Source organism: Methylobacterium sp. J-068 (genome assembly GCF_022829445.1).
GTDB lineage: Bacteria > Pseudomonadota > Alphaproteobacteria > Rhizobiales > Beijerinckiaceae > Methylobacterium.
The window spans coordinates 43169-58803 of the sequence record NZ_JAKSXY010000061.1 but is presented as its reverse complement, the minus strand read 5'-3'; the positions used below and the strand labels follow the sequence as shown (position 1 = coordinate 58803).

The window sequence follows — 15635 nt, the reverse complement described above, 5'->3', positions numbered from 1 at the left end:
CGCTCAGCCCGGCCCGATCGCGAGGGCACCCGAGGGTGCCACGTGCAGCACGTGCGGGCGCTCCGGCATCACGTCCCAGATCCGCGCCTCGGCGTAGCGCATCAGCACCGTGCCGTCCGGACCCGGCCCGTGGAAGCATTGCTCCAGGGCAAGGATCAGGGTCGGGCGGGGCGGGTGCGGGCGCAGGGTCGTGTCGATGGACAGCGTGATCGCGTCGGCGGCGGAATCCGGGAACGTCGCGAAAGCCTGGACCAGCCCGTCCACCTCCGTGCCGTCGAGGGCGAGGAGGAGGCAGAGCCGGGGCACGTGGGTCGGGCAGGCCTGGACCGCCACGTCGCGGCGCAGGGTCAGGCTGAAGCGGGTCGCGCCGGCCGCCGGATAGGCCAGGCGATGGGCTTCGCGCACCCCCTGCAGGGGGACCCACTCCCCCGGCTCCGCCGCGGAGGGCACCGCGATCCGGCCCTCGGCCCGTCCATCGAGCCGGTAATGCACGAGGGGGTTCACCCCGGCCACGAGGATGTCGGGGTAGCGGGTGACGTACATCCGGGTGCTGAAGCCGGGATTCGGGTCGAGTCCCGCCTTGGCGCCGATGCGCAGGTAGTGGCGCACGGGGTCGAGGCGGGTCGGGCCGCTCTGGCGCCGGTAGAAGGCCGTGTCGAAATCGGCGCTCGGATCGTGGCCCTGCGCCGCTCCGCGCCGGACGTAATGCAGGAACGGATCGATTCCGGAGCGGCCGACCTCCGGGTAGGTCGCCCGGTAATAGGCGGCGTCGAACAGGCGGGGCACGCGGCCCAGGGTGAGGCGCCGGACCAGCCGGGTGGCGAGGCGGATGGCGGGGATCGGGAGCAGGGTCGTCATGCGAAGCTCGGCGCCTCGCAGAGCCGGCGCAGGATCGCGCGGTAGCCCTCGGCGTCGCATTCCCGACCGACCTGATCGAGGCCGGCGCGCTGCACCCGCGTCCACGCCTCCGGCGTCTCGTGCAGATGCACCAGCGTCCCGGCGAAGCCGCGCGGGTCGTGCCAGTCGTGGACCCGGTAGCCGGTGCCGTCGGGCCAGCCCATCTGCCCGGCCAGGATCGGCGTGATCACGCTCGGCAGCCCCCGCGTCACGGTCTCCAGCACCTTGTGGGGGATGCCGGCGGCAAAGCGCGTCGGCGCGATGGCGACGCGGGCCGCGTCGAGGGCCGGGCCCGGATCGTCGACCCGGCCGAGCACGGTGACGCCGGGGCGGGCCAGCCGCTCGGCGATGGAGGGCGCGACGGTTCCGATGATCGTGAGGTGCGCGTCGGGCAGGGCCGCGCGCAAGCCGTCCCAGACCGAGCGGAAGAACCAGTCGAGGGAATCGATGTTGGGTTCGCCTTCGCGGGCGAGGGACCCGATGAAGACGAAGCCCCGGCGGTCGGAGAAGCCCGGCGCCCCGAATCGCGGCGCCTGGACATGGCCGAGCACCACCGGCTCCGGCACCCCGGCTCGTGCCAGCAGCCGCGCATCGGCCTCGGAGACGCAGACCACCCGGTCCGCCGCCGCGACCTGACGCACCTCCTCGGCCGAGGCCCGGGCCAGGGCGGGGCCCGAGGCGGGACGGCCCTCGAGGGCGCCGACGACGAATTCGCGCAGGGCGAAGAGGGATTCGGAATCGAACACCACGCGGCCGCGCCCGACGTCGCGGGGCGTGAGGCCGAGGTCCCGCAGCACCTCGCAGACCATCCGGATGTGCGGCGGCCGGCTGACCCAGAGCACGTCGTAGAACCCGGCGCGCTCGGTGACCAGGCGGCGGAACCCCTCGCGGCCGCAGGGCTCGATGACCTCGATCCGGGTCGAGAGGTCGCGGTAGGTGGCGGCCGGCTCCTCGCGCTCGCCGTAGACCGAGCAGACCGTCACCGCGTAGCCGAGATCCGCCATGGCGTTGAGAATCGTGTTGGCGCGCGGCAGCCCGGCCCCGAGATCCTGATGCGGCGCCCGGTCGTCGACGTAGAGGACGCGCAGGGCGAACGGGGCGTCGTCGCGGGGCGCGAATCCGGTGCGCTGCGGCCCTTGGCCGAACAGCCAGGCCCCGTGCCGCTCGCGGAAGCGCGCCCGGTTGCGGTCGAGCAGCACCTCCACGTCGGCCCGCCGGACGCTGGTGGCGCTCTCCACGTGGATCGCGATGGCGCGCGGCTGGTAGACCACCCGCCGCCCCGCCTGCTGGCAGCGCAGGCAGAGGTCGGTGTCCTCGAAATAGGCCGGCGCGAACCGGTCGTCGAAGCCGCCGAGTTCGGCGAACAGCCCGGCCTCGATCATCAGCACCGCGCCGGAGACGTAGCCGACGTCGCGGGCGTAGGACGCCTCCGGCGCGAAGGGGTCGAGCACGCCCCGGCCGTCGGGATGCGTGAGTTGCGGGTCGTCCTGGAAGCCGGCGCCCGCCTCCTGCAGGATGCCGCCGGGGAAGACGAGGCGCGCGCCCGCGATGCCGACATCCTCGGCCTCCTCGAACGCCTGGACCAGGGCCTTGAGGGCGCCCGGCATCAGGTCGACATCGGGGTTGAGGAACAGCAGGTAGCGTCCCCGCGCCTCGGCCGCGCCCTGGTTGCAGGCGGGGCCGAAGCCGACATTCTCCGGATTGAGCAGGATGCGCGCGCCGTCGATGCGCCCGAACAGCCTGCCGGTCTCCGGGTCGGAGGCGTTGTCGACGAGGATGAGTTCGAAGGGCGCGCCCGCGAAGGCCTGCTGGGCGGCGAGCTTGGTCAGGGTCCAGGCGAGGAGGTGCCGGGCGCCGCGCGCCACCATGACGACGGAGACCAGCGGGGCCGGCTCGTCGCGGAACGCGATGCGGACGTCGTTGAGGAACAGCGCGTTCCAGATCAGGGCGGCCTCGACCAGGGCCGCCTTGCGGCCGGAGGATGCGTCGAGGATGTCGGGCGCGGCCATCATGAGGCGGTCTCGTCCGGTGCGGGGGCCGCGATCCTGATCCGGCCGACGAGGTCGTCGTGCAGGAAGAGGATGGTCGCCGGTCCCGGCGGGGCGCTCACGCCCGCGAAGGTCAGGCAGGCCGGGGCGGGGGGCAGGTCGGCGCGGGCCGTCGCGTAGGCCAGGGCCGGCGCGGCGGTGAGCGGCGTGACCCGCTCGAGGGTGAGGGCGCGGCTCGTGGGGCTGACGAGGAAGGCCGCGTTCGGATGCGGCCCCGTCGCGAGGTGGCGGGGCAGCGACAGGGCCAGGATGGCGCCGCTGCCCGTGAGCCCGACGAGGCGCGCCTCGGCCTCCCAATCGGGCCTGAGGGCGGCCAGATGCGTCGCGAGTTCGGCCCGGAACGCATCGGGCAGGCGCGGATCGCGCACCCATTCGGGCGAGAGCGCGAGGCGCAAGCCCGCGAGGCCGTGATCCGGCGTCGCGCCCGCGCGCCCGACCTTCCCATGCTGGGCCTTCTGAACCTTGGCGAACCAGCGCCGCCGGAGCGGGGAATAGGGCCCCGCGCCGGGGGGGGCGTCGCGCTCCGTCGCGACGAGGCGGCCGAGATCGGGATCGTCGGTCAGGTTCGAGCGCAGGGAGGTCTCGCGGGTCAGGGTGCCGCCCGCGAGGACGAGGGTGTCCGGTGTCACCTCGGTGTCCGGGAGCCGGCCGGCGGACGAGGCGAGAACCTCCTGTCCGGAAAGCCCACAAACCTCTCCGTCCGGGAGAGGGGACCCGTGCAGTCCGGGCGCAGGGTCCGTCGGGTGGCTCCGAAGCAGCGCCAGCAGATCCGTCTCCGCCGCCTCGGCGCGGGCGTTGTAGCCGGCAAAGAGGTCGGCGCAGGCTCGGCTCAGGCGTGCGAGGCCATCGGCATCCGAGGTCAGGGCGAGGACCTGTTCCTTGACCTCCGCGCTGGTGCGGCCGCGATGCTCCGGGATGACCGGCTGGAAGCCCTCGAAGCCCAGGGCCGTGCCGATGACCGGCTTGCCGAAGGAGAGGGCCTCGGCGACCTTCATCTTCAGGCCGCTGCCCATCAGCATCGGGGCGACCACGAGGTCGACGGCATCGTAGAAGGCGTCGAGTTCGGGCACGTAGCCCATGAGGCGAAGGCCGGGGCCGGAAGCCTGCCCGAGGCTGGTGCCGATCTCGCCCGCGATCACGAGTTCGGGCCGGCCCGGCGCCCAGTCCTCGGCCCAGGCCGCCGCGAAGCGGCGGATCGAGAACAGGTTCGGGTCGTTGCCGTGGCCGATGAAGCCGATCCGCGCGAGGCGGGCGGGCGCCGTGAAGGGGCGGCGCGCCGGGAAGCGCGGCGGCAGCAGGTGGACGCGCCGCGCGGTGATCGTGCGGAAATACGCCGCCTCCTCCGACTGGATCGCCAGGGCGATGTCGGCGCGCGCCAGGCCCGCCGCCTCGCCGGCCCGGTCGGTGTAGAAGAAGTTCGGTTCGGCCCGGAACGGCCGGTACTGGTGCTGCCGGTCGGCGAAACGGTCGTGGGTGTCGATGAGCTTGAGGAATCCCGGCGGCGCGGCCTCGAGGGCGCGCGACAGGAACACGTAGTTCATCAGGATCGCGCGCGTGTCCGGGTAGGTCCGTCCGTACCAGTCCACGAACGCATCGACCTCGCCGGGGCACCAATCGTCGATGCCGAAGCAGCGCGCGCGGGTGGTGAGCGGGATGGTCCCGGCCGGCTCGATCCGGAAGGTGTGTCGGAACAGGGCCGCGGCCGCGGCCTCGTCGGTGGGCGGGTGCTGGCCGAAGCGCCGGTAGACCTGATCCTCGTGCGCGTAGGTGGCGAGATCGACGTCGAAGCCCCCGCCCTGGAGCGCGGCGCAGGTGGTGAGCAGGCGGCGGCGGTTGCCGGCGCTGGTCGGGAACGGCGGCATCGGCGCCACCACTAGGATCGCGGGCCGGCTCATCGGCGGCTCGTCCCGATCGCGGCGGGGACGACGCTGCCGCTGCCGAGCAGAAGGGCGGCCCCGACGACGATCCCCCTCGGGCTGCCCCAGGCCGGCGCCAGGGTCAGGCGCGCCTCCGGCGACGGGCCGAAGCGCAGGTCGGCCCGCGCCACGCGGGCGCAGCTCCAGGTCGTTCCGGCACGCAGCAGCAGGTAGTTCGGCACCGTCGCCCCCGAGAGCGTGGCCGCGCTATCGCCGTCGCGCGCGAGGGTGAGGCGGGGTGCCGCCTCCGGCAGGGGCGCCTCCGCGAGGGGCGGGGCCAGGATCGGGAACAGCGTCGCCAGGGCGTCCAGGGTGCCCGGCCTCACCGCCGCCAGGACCGCCGCCCCGAGGGCCGCGCGCGTCGGCGCGTTCAGTTCCGCGACGGGGCGCGGCTTCGGGCAGGCGATGGCGCAATCGCGAAAATGCGTCTCCAGCGTCAGCGTGCCGCCCATCGCGAGGGCGCCCTCCGGATCGTTCAGGACGAGGAGGCCGGCGGGGTCGGGATCGGGCGCGCCGAAGCCCGTGAAGGCCCAGCTCAGCAGGCTCACGCCGGGCGGGGCCGAGGCCGCGAGGGGAATCGGCAGATCGGTCCCGACCGGATGGCGGCAGACCAGCACGCCGTTGCCGGCCGCGAACAGGCGGCCCTCGATGCGGGCGTGGGGCTCGGACACGGCGGTCATGCGGCCCCAGTGCTGCGGCGGACAGGCCGGATGGCGCCGACCCGTCCGGTCGGCTTCGACGACCGCGGCACGCGCCTCAGGCCGCCCGGCCGGCGCCCAAAGCCGCCAGGATGCGGGCCCAGGAGCGGGTGCCCTTGTGGAAACTCCGGAGGTCGTACTTCTCATTGGGCGAGTGGATGCGGTCGTCGTCGAGGCCGAAGCCGATGAGGAGGGTGTTGCGGTCCAACAATCTTTTGAAGTCGCCCACGATGGGAATCGAGCCGCCGGCCCCGATGGTCACGGCGGGCACGCCCCATTCCTCGGCGAGCGCGGCGCGCGCGGTCTCGAGTTCGGGCATGTCGAAGGGCAGGCTGATGGCGCGGCTGCCCTTGTAGCAGATCACCTCCACCGAGCAGTCCGCGGGGATTCGCTCGCGCACGAAGGCCTCGAAGGTGCGGGCGAGTTGCTCCGGATCCTGATCGTCCACGAGGCGGAACGAGACCTTGGCGCTGGCCTGACCCGCGATCACCGTCTTGGTGCCCTCGCCCGTATAGCCCCCGATGATGCCGTTCACGTCGCAGGCCGGGCGCGACTGGATCAGCTCGATGAGCATGCGCCCGCGCTCGCCGGCCGGCTCCGACAGGCCGATGGGCCCGAGGAACTTCTCCGCCGTGAAGTCGAGCCCCTTCCACTGGTCGAGGATCTCCTGCGGCGTCTCGCGCACGCCCTCGTAGAAGCCCGGCAGGGCGACCCGGCCGTCGGCATCGTGCAGGTCGGCGATGATCCGCGACAGGACGTGGATCGGGTTGCGCGCCGCGCCCCCGAAGAAGCCCGAATGCAGGTCGCGGTCGGCGCAGGTCACCTTCACCTCGAAATAGGCGAGCCCGCGCAGCGCGGTGGTGATGGCCGGCGTGGTCGGGTTCCACATGCTGGTGTCGCAGACGAGCACGATGTCGGCGGCGAGCTTCTCACGATTCGCCGCGACCCATTCGGGCAGGCCCTGCGAGCCGTTCTCCTCGGCGCCCTCGATCAGGATGGTGACGCCGCAGGGCAGCTCGCCCTCCATCGCCTTGAAGGCGCGGCAGGCCTCGACGAAGGTCATCACCTGGCCCTTGTCGTCCGAGGCGCCGCGCCCGACGATCTTCTTTTCGCCCTTGCCGTCGAGCGCGAGGCGCGGCTCGAAGGGCGGCGTCTCCCACAGGTTCAGCGGGTCCACCGGCTGCACGTCGTAATGGCCGTAGAACAACACGTGCGGCGCGCCGGGCTTGGGCGCGTGGGCCAGCACGACCGGGTGCAGGGAGGTCTCGTGGATGCCCGTCTCGAAGCCGAGCGCCGTCAGCGTGCCCTCAAGCCATTCCGCCGCCGCCCGGCACTGGGGCGCGTAGGCCGGATCGGTGGAGATGGATTCGATGCGCAGGAACGCGAAGAGCCGCTCCAGCGCGTTGTCGAGGTCGCGGTCGATGTCGTTGAGAACGGGAGCGAGCGCGGTCATCGGGCGTCCTTGAAGTGAAGGCGAACGGCGGCACCGGGTTAGCCCAAGCGACGCCGGCCACGCAAACCCCAAAACCCATCGGCGCATCGGGCGCGTGCACCGGGACGTGAGAGCGACCCGGGGAACACCGGCTTTTTGGAATGGTTATCGAGTGGACCGGCCGGGGGCGGATGCTTCTCCCCGCCACGGCCCTTGCGAGCCTTCTCGAAAACCAGCGGCGCCGCGCTTGTCTCGCGACCCGCGAAGCCACGGATACCGCCATGCTCATCGAAAGCGGTTCGCCCCAGGCCGCGAACACCATCGGCATCAGCCTGACGATCAACGGCGAGACCCGCGCGCTCCAGGTCGCGCCCTGGACGACGCTCCTCGACCTGCTGCGCGAGGATCTCGACCTCACCGGCACCAAGAAGGGCTGCGACCACGGCCAGTGCGGCGCCTGCACCGTGCTGGTGAACGGCACCCGCATCAATTCCTGCCTGACGCTCGCGGTGATGAAGGACGGGGCGAGCATCATCACCGTCGAGGGCCTGGCCGGGCCCGAGGGCCTGCACCCGCTCCAATCCGCCTTCGTCGAGCACGACGCCTTCCAGTGCGGCTACTGCACGCCGGGCCAGATCTGCTCGGCGGTGGGCATGCTCTCCGAAGGACATGCCCATTCGCGCGAGGAGATCCGCGAGGCGATGAGCGGCAACATCTGCCGCTGCGGCGCCTACACCAACATCGTCGACGCCATCGCGGATGTGATGCACGCGGGAGCCGCGAAATGAACCGCTTCGATTACGTCCGCCCGACCACCGTCGACGAGGCCGTCCGCGCCATCGCGTCGGGGGCCAACACCCGCTTCATCGCGGGCGGCACCAACCTCGTCGACCTGATGAAGTACAACGTCGAGCGCCCCGAGCGCCTGGTCGACATCACCCGCCTGCCCCTCGACCGGATCGAGGAGCGCGACGGCGGCCTCAGCCTCGGCGCCCTGGTGACCAATTCCACGGTGGCCTACGACGCGCGGGTGCAGGCGCGCTATCCGCTCCTGTCGAGCGCGATCCTGGCCGGCGCCTCGGGCCAGCTGCGCAACGCCGCCACCACCGGCGGCAACCTCCTGCAGCGCACCCGCTGCTATTATTTCTACGACGACGCCACGCCCTGCAACAAGCGCGAGCCGGGCTCGGGCTGCGCCGCCATCGGCGGGGTCAACCGCATCCACGCCATCTTCGGGGCGAGTCCGAGCTGCATCGCCACGCACCCGTCCGACATGTGCGTGGCGCTCGCCGCCCTGGAGGCCCGGGTCCGAGTCGCTGGTCCGCAGGGCGAGCGCACGATCCCGTTCTCCGAGTTCCATCGCCTGCCGGGCGACGCGCCGGAGCGGGACACCAACCTGAAGCCCGACGAGATCGTGCTCTCGGTCGACCTACCCGACGCGGAATTCGGCCCCCACCACACCTACCTGAAGCTGCGGGACCGGCTCTCCTACGCCTTCGCCCTGGTCTCCGTGGCGGCTGTGATGCGGCTCGACGGCGACACGATCGAGGCCGCCCGCTTCGCCCTGGGCGGCGTCGCCCACAAGCCCTGGCGCAACGCGGAGGCCGAGGCCTTCCTCACGGGCAAGCCCGCCACGCCCGAGACCTTCGCGGCGGCCGCCGACATCGTGGTGGCCGAGGCGCGGCCCCAATCCGAGAACGCGTTCAAGATCGAACTCGCGCGGCGCGCCATCGCCCGCGGCCTCGCCCAGGCCGCCGCCGGCACGCCCCAGTCGCAGTCCGACAAGCGCATCGCCTGAAGGAACCCCCATGGCCAGCAGCATCAACACATCAGGCAGCGACACCTATGTCGGCACGGCGCAGAGCCGCGTCGACGGCCCCGCCAAGGTCACCGGCCAGGCGAAATACGCCGGCGAGTTCGCCGCCCCCGACCTGACCCACGGCTACGTGGTGTCGGGCGGCATCGCGCGCGGGCGCATCCTCTCCATCGACACGGCGGCCGCCGAGGCGGTGGCGGGCGTCCTCAAGGTCTTCACGCACGAGAACCGGCCGCGCACCGCCTGGCTCGACTACAATTACCAGGATCAGGTCGCGCCCCCCGGCTCGCCGTTCCGGCCGCTCTACGACGACAGGGTGCATTACAGCGGCCAGCCGGTCGCGCTCGTGGTGGCGGAGGATTTCGACACGGCGCGCTACGCCGCGTCCCTGGTCAGGCTCACCTACGAGGCCGACGTCCCGACGACCGACCTGCGAACCCTGGAGGACGCGGCCTACGTGCCGCCGAAGAAGCGCTCGGGCATCAAGCCGCCGCCGGAGCCCTGGGGCGATGCCGAGGGGGCCTATCGCTCCGCTCCCGTCCAGCTCACCAACCACTACCACATGGCCGTGGAGCACCATAACCCGATGGAGCCCCACGCCTCCACGGTGGTCTGGGAAGGCGACGGCAAGCTCACCGTCTACGACAAGATCCAGGGCGTCTCGAACAGCCTGGGCTACATCACCGGCGTGTTCGGGATGAAGAAGGACGACGTCCACGTCCTCAACCCCTATCTCGGCGGCGGCTTCGGCTCGGGCCTGCGCCCGCAATACCAGCTCTTCCTCGCCGTGATGGCCGCGCGCGAACTCGAGCGCTCGGTGCGCGTGACCCTGACCCGCGACCAGATGTTCACCTTCGGCTACCGCCCGGACGTGCGCCAGACCGTCGCCCTCGGCGCGGGGCCGGACGGCGAACTCAAGTCCGTCCGCCACGAGGCGATCTCCGGCACCTCGAGCTTCGAGGATTACCAGGAGGTCGTCGTGAACTGGTCGGCCATCCTCTACGATTGCCCGAACGTCGCCCTCGACTACCGCCTCGCCAAGATCGACACCTACACCCCCTCCGACATGCGCGCGCCCGGCGCCGTGACGGGCGTGTTCGCCCTCGAAGTCGCGATGGACGAACTCGCCCACGAGACGGGGCAGGACCCGATCGATCTGCGCCTCAGGAACTACGCCGAGAAGGACCGCACCCAGGACAAGCCGTTCAGCTCGAAATCCCTGCGCGCCGCCTATGCGGAGGGCGCCGAGCGCTTCGGCTGGTCGGCCCGCAACCCGGAGCCGCGCTCCATGCGCGACGGCCGCGAACTCGTCGGCTGGGGCATGGCCACCGGCATCTGGGAAGCGATGATGCAGCAATCGAGCGCCCAGGCGCGGCTCACCGCCGACGGCAAGCTCGTGGTCGGCAACCAGACGGGCGACATCGGCACCGGCACCTACACCATCCTGACGCAGATCGCCGCCGATGCCCTCGGCTTGGCGATGGAGGACGTCACGACGAAGCTCGGCGACTCGAAGCTCGCCGACGCGCCGATCGCCGGCGGCTCGTGGACGGCGGCCTCCTCGGGCACGGCGGTGATGCGGGCGTGCCGCGAGATCGCCGCGCAGGTCTTCACCCTGGCGCGCGGGCTCGACGAATCACCCCTGGCCAACGTCGATTTCGAGCGCGCGGTGTTCAAGGACGGGCGCATCTCGGTCGCGGGCGACCCCGCGCGTGGCATCGCCATCACGGAGGTGATGCGGGCGGGCGGGATGGACGCCATCGAGGCCACCGGATCGGCCGGCCCGGATTCCGGCCATGCCAAGGACTTCGCCGGCTACACCCACTCGGCGATCTTCGCCGAGGTGAAGGTCGACGAGGACCTCGGCGTGGTCCGCGTCACCCGGATCGTCTCGGCGATCGCGGCGGGCAAGATCATCAACACCAAGACGGCCCGCAGCCAGATCCTCGGCGGCGTGGTGATGGGCATCGGCTCCGCGCTCGAGGAGGAATCGATGCTCGACCACACCATCGGCCGGTTCATGAACCACAATCTCGGCGAGTACCACGTGCCCGTGAATGCCGACATCCACGACATCGACGTGATCTTCGTCGACGAGGAGGACAAGGCCAACCCGATGGGCGTGAAGGGGCTCGGCGAGATCGGCATCGTCGGCACGGCGGCGGCGGTGGCCAACGCGGTGTTCCACGCCACGGGCAAGCGCATCCGTGACCTGCCGATCACCATCGACAAGATCATCGGCTGAAGCACGGCTTGATATCTGCCAGAGATGGCCGCGCGCTCCCAAGCGCGCGGCTTTTTCATATGATGAAGTAAAATCTTTAATCCGCGTGGACGGGTGCGGCGCGACACGTCCAGAATGAAATCGATCGCCTATATTGGGTTCATACAGAGAAACGGACCGGAATTTCGGTCTGTTCTGGAAAAGGAACTCAAACATCATGATCAAGAACCGTATCGCCGCCGTTGCCGCCGCCCTCGTGCTGGGCGCCGCCCCGCTCTCGTCCGCCATGGCGTATGGCCTGGACCGCTATGACGCCCCGAGGGCGCGCATCGATGTCGACACCACGGGCTCGATCTACGGTGAGCCGATCCGCAACGACCGCTTCTGCGCGCCGAGCTCCGCCTCGGAGGGCAATGCCAACCAGCAGAGCCGGCCCGTGATGCAGTACGGCCAGACTTCGGGCGGGACCCGCTGCTGATCGGACGGAGGGGACCGACACCATGCTGCTCAAGGGCTTTTCCTACGCGATGATCGCCGCCTTCGCGGGCGGGATGATCTTCACGATCCTCGGATCGGCGCAGGCGATCATCAACCTGTGAGGCTCGGTCTCATCGCGGTTCGGCGGACGCCCGCCGCCGCGCGGGCAGACCTCGATGGGGCCTGCGCATCGAGGTCGGGTATCGGATCTGTCGGCGCGCCCCGCGCGACGGCGACCACAACACCTTCGGACGGCGGGGCATCGAGCCCCGCCGTTTCTCGTTTCAGCGCGTCGCGCGGCCGAACAGGCGCTCCGCGAAGGTCGGGCCGGCATCGCCGCGTCCGCCCACCACGACGAGGCGACGGACCTCTCCGCGAAGAAAGGCCTGGAGAAAGCGGCTGTAGTCCCGGAACGAGACGCAGCCGTTCGAGGCGCCGCTCGGGCCGAGCATGTAGGTGTGCGCCAGGATGCCGTCGCGGCCATGGATCGCGGCGCTGCCGCCCACCGGGTTGAGGCGGATCGCCCGGACTCCGTGGAACAGGGCCTCGCGCTCGGTGAGGTCGTAGGTGCCGGGCGGCGTCGAGCCGCGCATGCGGCGGTGGACGTGGCGCGGGTTGTCCATGCTCTCGCCGAGACCGGAATGGGCCTCGAGCCGTTCTCCGCTCGGTAGCGTCACCGTGCGTGCGGTGATGTCGTAGACGGCCGTTCCCGCGCTCACGCCCGGATTGCTCTCCAGCGCCCGGCGCGGACCCGCATCGAGGCCGGGGTCGACCGCCGCGTAGGCGAGGGTCGTCCGGGGGGCGGGGACGTCCGGTTCGGGCTCGGCGCGCGCGCCGAACACCGTGTCGAAGAACGAGCGCTCGGCCTCCGCGTCGTTCGCCCGCGCGGTCTGCGTGCGCCGCGCCGCCAGGGAGCGCAGGGCCGGGGCCGCCCGCAGGGCGAGGCGCGGCGACTCCGCCCGCGCCACGAGGCCGGCCGGACGCGGCACGGGCAGGGGAATCGTCTGCGGCGCGGCTTGAGCGATCCGCATCTGCGTGGCTTCGGCTGTCCGCACCGGCGTGGCCTGGGCGATCCGCGCCGGCACGCGCGGCACGGCGAGGGCCATCGCGCTCGGCGGGGTCGGCGGCACCAGGGCGGCGGTGCGCGGCGCACCCTTCAGGAGACTTTCCGCGCCCGCGCCGAGCACCGGTCTCGGATCGAGCATCCAGGCATGGGGGCCAGGTGCGGCGGCGCGTGCCGTGGCCGAGACGGCCTGGGCGTCGGGGATGGACCCGTCATGCGCGGTGAGGCGCGGGAAGAGCGCGCAGAGCAGCGCGACGGCCGAGGTCTGGAGCAGCACCCGCCCGTGGGGGCGGGAGGTGCGGCGCGTGCGGCGGCCGGACGGGAACAAAGCGTGGTTCATGCGGGCGATACTCGGATACGCGGTTCCCGCACGGGCGCCGTCCCGGCCTCGCAAACCTCAAGGAAAGGTTAAGCGGAATGCCAGTCGACGAAAGATGCCCGTTAGGAAAACATCAACCTTAACGATGCCGATTCAGCCTCAGTTTGGTTAATCCCAGATAAACCGCGGCGCGACTTCCTGCGAAATCGTGATGTTCTCCGAAAAATCCCCGATCCGCGCTCCGGCGCGGTCTCGAAAGGGGCCCCGGGGGCGGCGCGTCGCGCAGGACACGGGGGAGGTGCCGCCCGGCACCGAGGCGAGGTCCCGGCGGCGCATATCATGCCTTCGGTCCAGGGGGGTGTCGGCTTGGCCCGCGGCGGCGCCTGCCTGTGGACCTCGGGGGTAAAGGGTCCCCGCGCGGTGAATCGAACGGACTTTACCCCTATCCTGGCGGGGAAGCGGGCCCCGGCATCGGGGCGCAGGGAGATCAAAGCGGGATGGGATTCCTCATCGTCTTCCTCGGCGCCGGCCTCGGCGGCATGGCGCGGCACGGGGTCGGGCTCCTGGCCCTGCGCTACGGCACGGCCTTTCCCTACGGCACCATGGGCATCAACATCCTCGGGTCGATCCTGATGGGCGTGCTCGCCGGGTGGTACACCATGCGGGGCGGCAGCCAGCACCTGCGGCTGTTCCTCGCCACCGGCATTCTCGGCGGCTTCACCACCTTCTCGTCCTACGCCCTCGAGGGCATCCTTCTCTTGGAGCGCGGCGAGGTGGGGGCCGCCCTCATCTACATCCTGGGCTCGGTGGTGCTGGGCCTTGCCGGCCTGCTCCTCGGCCTGATGCTGATGCGGATGGTGCTGTGAGCGCCCCGCGATGCTGACCGCCCTGCTGCAATCCTGGCGCTTCTGGGCGCTGCTCTCGGCCGGGTTCGCCGCGCTCACGGCGATCCTGGCCAAGGTCGGGGTCGCGGGCGTGAATCCGGACGTGGCGACCTTCGTGCGCACCGTGGTGATCCTCGCGCTCACCGCCGCGATCCTGTTCGCCTCCGGGCAGGCCGCGGGGCTCGCCGGGCTTTCGGGGCGCAGCGTCGGGTTCCTCGTGGCCTCCGGGCTCGCGACCGGAGCCTCCTGGCTCTGCTACTTCCGGGCCCTGGCGCTCGGCGACGCCGCGCGGGTGGCGCCCCTCGACAAGCTCAGCGTGGTCCTGGTGGCGATTCTCGGCGCGTGGCTGCTCGGCGAGTCGCTGACGCTTCCGAACTGGATCGGCGTCGTCCTCATCGCGGCCGGGGCCGTGCTGGTGGCCTATCGCGCCTGAGGCGAGGCTCGTTGCTCCGACCGAGCGGCAGTGATAACCCGGTCGCGGACCTGATGTTTTCCCGCGAGGCTGGAATTCTTCCAAATCCAGAACTGTCGATCATCGCTGAACGTCGAGATTACATCTGTTCCAATGTTTTGAGAATTGCTTGCCAACGGCAGGATAAGCTTTCAAAAACTCTCCGGACGGGGCCAAGCGACGGATCGAGAGAGCGGAATGATGGAACGCACGCTGGATTGGCTGCGCGGCTGCGCACGGATCGCCTGGTGGGATGGGTCCTCCCTCGACCTTCGCCTGCACCGCCTCACGGACTTCATCGATGCGCTGGCGGGCGTGCCCGAGGCGGAGCCGTCCCTGGTCCCGGCCCATTGGCGCGAGCGCCTGGGAGAGCGGGCATGAGCGGGCGCGACGACCGGATGAGCGCCGCCGCGCCGCAGGCCGGCCCCGCCTGCGCCGAGATCCAATCCCCGGAGGGACATCTCGACGAGGCCCTGCGCCGGGCCTTCTGGCAGAGCCTGCACCGGGCGCCGCTGCCGGCCATGTCGGCGCTGGAGGTGGCGGCCCGGGTGGTCGGCGCGCTCTACCGGCAGGTGGCGCAGGCACATGAGGGCCCGAACGGCTGCCGCTGCGGCTGGGAGCCGGACCCGGATTGCGACCTCATCGTGCTGGAGGCCAACCTCGCCGCCGCCCTGCTGCAGCCGCCCGAGCCCGACCTCGCCCGGATGGTGGCCCTGGGCCGCGCCTGAAAAGCGTGCCGTCGGTTACGATTCCCTCACACTCCCGGGCCGATCATCGGTCGCGCGAGCCGGGGACGAGCCTCGGATCGGCGCATCGGGGAGCGTGGCATGGACGGGTTCTATCGCGGCATCGAGACGTCCCTGCTCGCCTTCAGCCTCGTGCTCGGGCTCGGGGCCCTCATGCTCTCCGACCGGGCGGCGCCGCACCCGACGGTGACGCAGGTCGCCGTGACCTTGCCGATGCTCAGCGTCACGGCGGCGCCCTGAGTGTCGGCGCGCGCCGATCGCGGTTTTCCGATGTCGCGGTCGCCTTAGACTGCAACCCTTCTCGCCCCTCGCGACTTAACTGTCCAAGCTGCGACGCTCGGCGTTGCACCATCCCGACACGTTGAGAGCATGTCCGGTGACGGATGTGCGAGCGAGACCTTTTCGATGACAGCGACCCGACTGCCCGCATCCGCACTCGCGGGCGCCCTCCTGCTGATCGGTGCGGGCCTCGCGAGCGCCACGGCCGCGCCGTCCCTGCCCGACCGGGAGCCGGGTAAGGCCCCGGCGATCACCCCCGTGGCGGCCGTCACCGAGGCCGAGGACGACGCGGCCAATTGCAGCCGTTCGCGCCGCCGCCTCTGGGTCGAGGGCGAGGGCTGGATCGTCCGCCGCGTGACGACCTGTCGTTGAGGCGAAACGCTCG

Annotated in this window: 16 protein-coding genes; 10 read left to right on the top strand and 6 right to left on the bottom strand. The window is 71.4% G+C overall.

Features of this window, described 5'->3' with window-relative positions:
* Positions 1–3: 3 nt before the first annotated feature.
* The 5 genes from MKK54_RS07685 to MKK54_RS07665 form a co-directional block, all read right to left on the bottom strand.
* Entirely contained in the window at positions 4–858 is an 855-nt protein-coding gene (locus MKK54_RS07685; protein WP_244010201.1) for a hypothetical protein, read from the bottom strand.
* Positions 855–2909 carry a glycosyltransferase gene (locus MKK54_RS07680; RefSeq protein ID WP_244010200.1) on the bottom strand — a complete coding sequence of 685 codons (2055 nt, stop codon included), beginning with the start codon at positions 2907–2909 and terminating at the stop codon, positions 855–857. The genes MKK54_RS07685 and MKK54_RS07680 overlap by 4 nt, the downstream gene beginning before the upstream one ends.
* Positions 2906–4840, bottom strand: a complete 1935-nt coding sequence (locus MKK54_RS07675; protein ID WP_244010199.1) for a glycosyltransferase — start codon at positions 4838–4840, stop codon at positions 2906–2908. The genes MKK54_RS07680 and MKK54_RS07675 overlap by 4 nt, the downstream gene beginning before the upstream one ends.
* Positions 4837–5541 carry a hypothetical protein gene (locus MKK54_RS07670; RefSeq protein ID WP_244010198.1) on the bottom strand — a complete coding sequence of 235 codons (705 nt, stop codon included), beginning with the start codon at positions 5539–5541 and terminating at the stop codon, positions 4837–4839. Before MKK54_RS07670 ends, MKK54_RS07675 begins: the two co-directional genes overlap by 4 nt.
* 76 nt (positions 5542–5617) lie before the next feature.
* The gene (locus MKK54_RS07665; protein WP_244010197.1) at positions 5618–7012 is read right to left on the bottom strand and encodes a M20/M25/M40 family metallo-hydrolase; all 1395 of its coding nucleotides are present in this window, start codon (positions 7010–7012) and stop codon (positions 5618–5620) included.
* 260 nt (positions 7013–7272) lie between these two features.
* Between MKK54_RS07665 and MKK54_RS07660 the strand changes: the two genes are divergently transcribed.
* From MKK54_RS07660 to MKK54_RS07645, 4 genes are all read left to right on the top strand, one after another.
* Positions 7273–7779, top strand: coding sequence for a (2Fe-2S)-binding protein (locus MKK54_RS07660; RefSeq protein ID WP_244010196.1), 507 nt, complete (start codon positions 7273–7275; stop codon positions 7777–7779).
* Positions 7776–8789 carry an FAD binding domain-containing protein gene (locus MKK54_RS07655; RefSeq protein ID WP_244010195.1) on the top strand — a complete coding sequence of 338 codons (1014 nt, stop codon included), beginning with the start codon at positions 7776–7778 and terminating at the stop codon, positions 8787–8789. Before MKK54_RS07660 ends, MKK54_RS07655 begins: the two co-directional genes overlap by 4 nt.
* Positions 8790–8799: 10 nt before the next feature.
* Entirely contained in the window at positions 8800–11052 is a 2253-nt protein-coding gene (locus tag MKK54_RS07650; RefSeq protein ID WP_244010194.1) for a xanthine dehydrogenase family protein molybdopterin-binding subunit, read from the top strand.
* A gap of 199 nt (positions 11053–11251) precedes the next feature.
* Positions 11252–11509 (top strand): hypothetical protein, encoded by a 258-nt coding sequence (locus MKK54_RS07645; protein WP_244010332.1) that lies wholly within the window; start codon positions 11252–11254, stop codon positions 11507–11509.
* A 283-nt stretch (positions 11510–11792) separates the two neighbouring features.
* Here the strand turns inward: MKK54_RS07645 and MKK54_RS07640 are convergent, their stop codons facing one another.
* Positions 11793–12911 (bottom strand): DUF2778 domain-containing protein, encoded by a 1119-nt coding sequence (locus MKK54_RS07640; RefSeq protein ID WP_244010193.1) that lies wholly within the window; start codon positions 12909–12911, stop codon positions 11793–11795.
* Positions 12912–13387: 476 nt separating this feature from the next.
* Here MKK54_RS07640 and crcB point away from each other — a divergent pair, with 476 nt between their 5' ends.
* From crcB to MKK54_RS07610, 6 genes are all read left to right on the top strand, one after another.
* Entirely contained in the window at positions 13388–13756 is a 369-nt protein-coding gene (crcB, locus tag MKK54_RS07635) for a fluoride efflux transporter CrcB (RefSeq protein ID WP_244010192.1), read from the top strand.
* A 13-nt stretch (positions 13757–13769) separates the two neighbouring features.
* Positions 13770–14207, top strand: a complete 438-nt coding sequence (locus MKK54_RS07630; RefSeq protein ID WP_244010331.1) for an EamA family transporter — start codon at positions 13770–13772, stop codon at positions 14205–14207.
* A gap of 216 nt (positions 14208–14423) precedes the next feature.
* The gene (locus MKK54_RS07625; protein WP_244010191.1) at positions 14424–14606 is read left to right on the top strand and encodes a hypothetical protein; all 183 of its coding nucleotides are present in this window, start codon (positions 14424–14426) and stop codon (positions 14604–14606) included.
* Positions 14603–14953, top strand: coding sequence for a hypothetical protein (locus tag MKK54_RS07620; protein WP_409564142.1), 351 nt, complete (start codon positions 14603–14605; stop codon positions 14951–14953). The genes MKK54_RS07625 and MKK54_RS07620 overlap by 4 nt, the downstream gene beginning before the upstream one ends.
* A 99-nt stretch (positions 14954–15052) precedes the next feature.
* On the top strand, positions 15053–15211 hold the full coding sequence (locus MKK54_RS07615) for a hypothetical protein (protein ID WP_244010190.1): 159 nt from the start codon (positions 15053–15055) through the stop codon (positions 15209–15211).
* Between the two features lie 165 nt (positions 15212–15376).
* Positions 15377–15622, top strand: a complete 246-nt coding sequence (locus MKK54_RS07610) for a hypothetical protein (protein ID WP_244010189.1) — start codon at positions 15377–15379, stop codon at positions 15620–15622.
* Positions 15623–15635 lie beyond the last annotated feature (13 nt).

Excerpts from the sequence above, each read along its gene's own strand:
- MKK54_RS07640 (WP_244010193.1), bottom strand. The coding sequence starts at position 12,911 with ATGAACCACGCTTTGTTCCCGTCCGGCCGCCGCACGCGCCGCACCTCC.
- MKK54_RS07660 (WP_244010196.1), top strand. The coding sequence starts at position 7,273 with ATGCTCATCGAAAGCGGTTCGCCCCAGGCCGCGAACACCATCGGCATC.
- MKK54_RS07610 (WP_244010189.1), top strand. The coding sequence starts at position 15,377 with ATGACAGCGACCCGACTGCCCGCATCCGCACTCGCGGGCGCCCTCCTG.
- MKK54_RS07670 (WP_244010198.1), bottom strand. The coding sequence starts at position 5,541 with ATGACCGCCGTGTCCGAGCCCCACGCCCGCATCGAGGGCCGCCTGTTC.
- MKK54_RS07685 (WP_244010201.1), bottom strand. The coding sequence starts at position 858 with ATGACGACCCTGCTCCCGATCCCCGCCATCCGCCTCGCCACCCGGCTG.
- MKK54_RS07650 (WP_244010194.1), top strand. The coding sequence starts at position 8,800 with ATGGCCAGCAGCATCAACACATCAGGCAGCGACACCTATGTCGGCACG.
- MKK54_RS07665 (WP_244010197.1), bottom strand. The coding sequence starts at position 7,012 with ATGACCGCGCTCGCTCCCGTTCTCAACGACATCGACCGCGACCTCGAC.
- MKK54_RS07675 (WP_244010199.1), bottom strand. The coding sequence starts at position 4,840 with ATGAGCCGGCCCGCGATCCTAGTGGTGGCGCCGATGCCGCCGTTCCCG.
- MKK54_RS07615 (WP_244010190.1), top strand. The coding sequence starts at position 15,053 with ATGGACGGGTTCTATCGCGGCATCGAGACGTCCCTGCTCGCCTTCAGC.
- MKK54_RS07680 (WP_244010200.1), bottom strand. The coding sequence starts at position 2,909 with ATGATGGCCGCGCCCGACATCCTCGACGCATCCTCCGGCCGCAAGGCG.
- crcB (WP_244010192.1), top strand. The coding sequence starts at position 13,388 with ATGGGATTCCTCATCGTCTTCCTCGGCGCCGGCCTCGGCGGCATGGCG.
- MKK54_RS07655 (WP_244010195.1), top strand. The coding sequence starts at position 7,776 with ATGAACCGCTTCGATTACGTCCGCCCGACCACCGTCGACGAGGCCGTC.
- MKK54_RS07625 (WP_244010191.1), top strand. The coding sequence starts at position 14,424 with ATGATGGAACGCACGCTGGATTGGCTGCGCGGCTGCGCACGGATCGCC.
- MKK54_RS07620 (WP_409564142.1), top strand. The coding sequence starts at position 14,603 with ATGAGCGGGCGCGACGACCGGATGAGCGCCGCCGCGCCGCAGGCCGGC.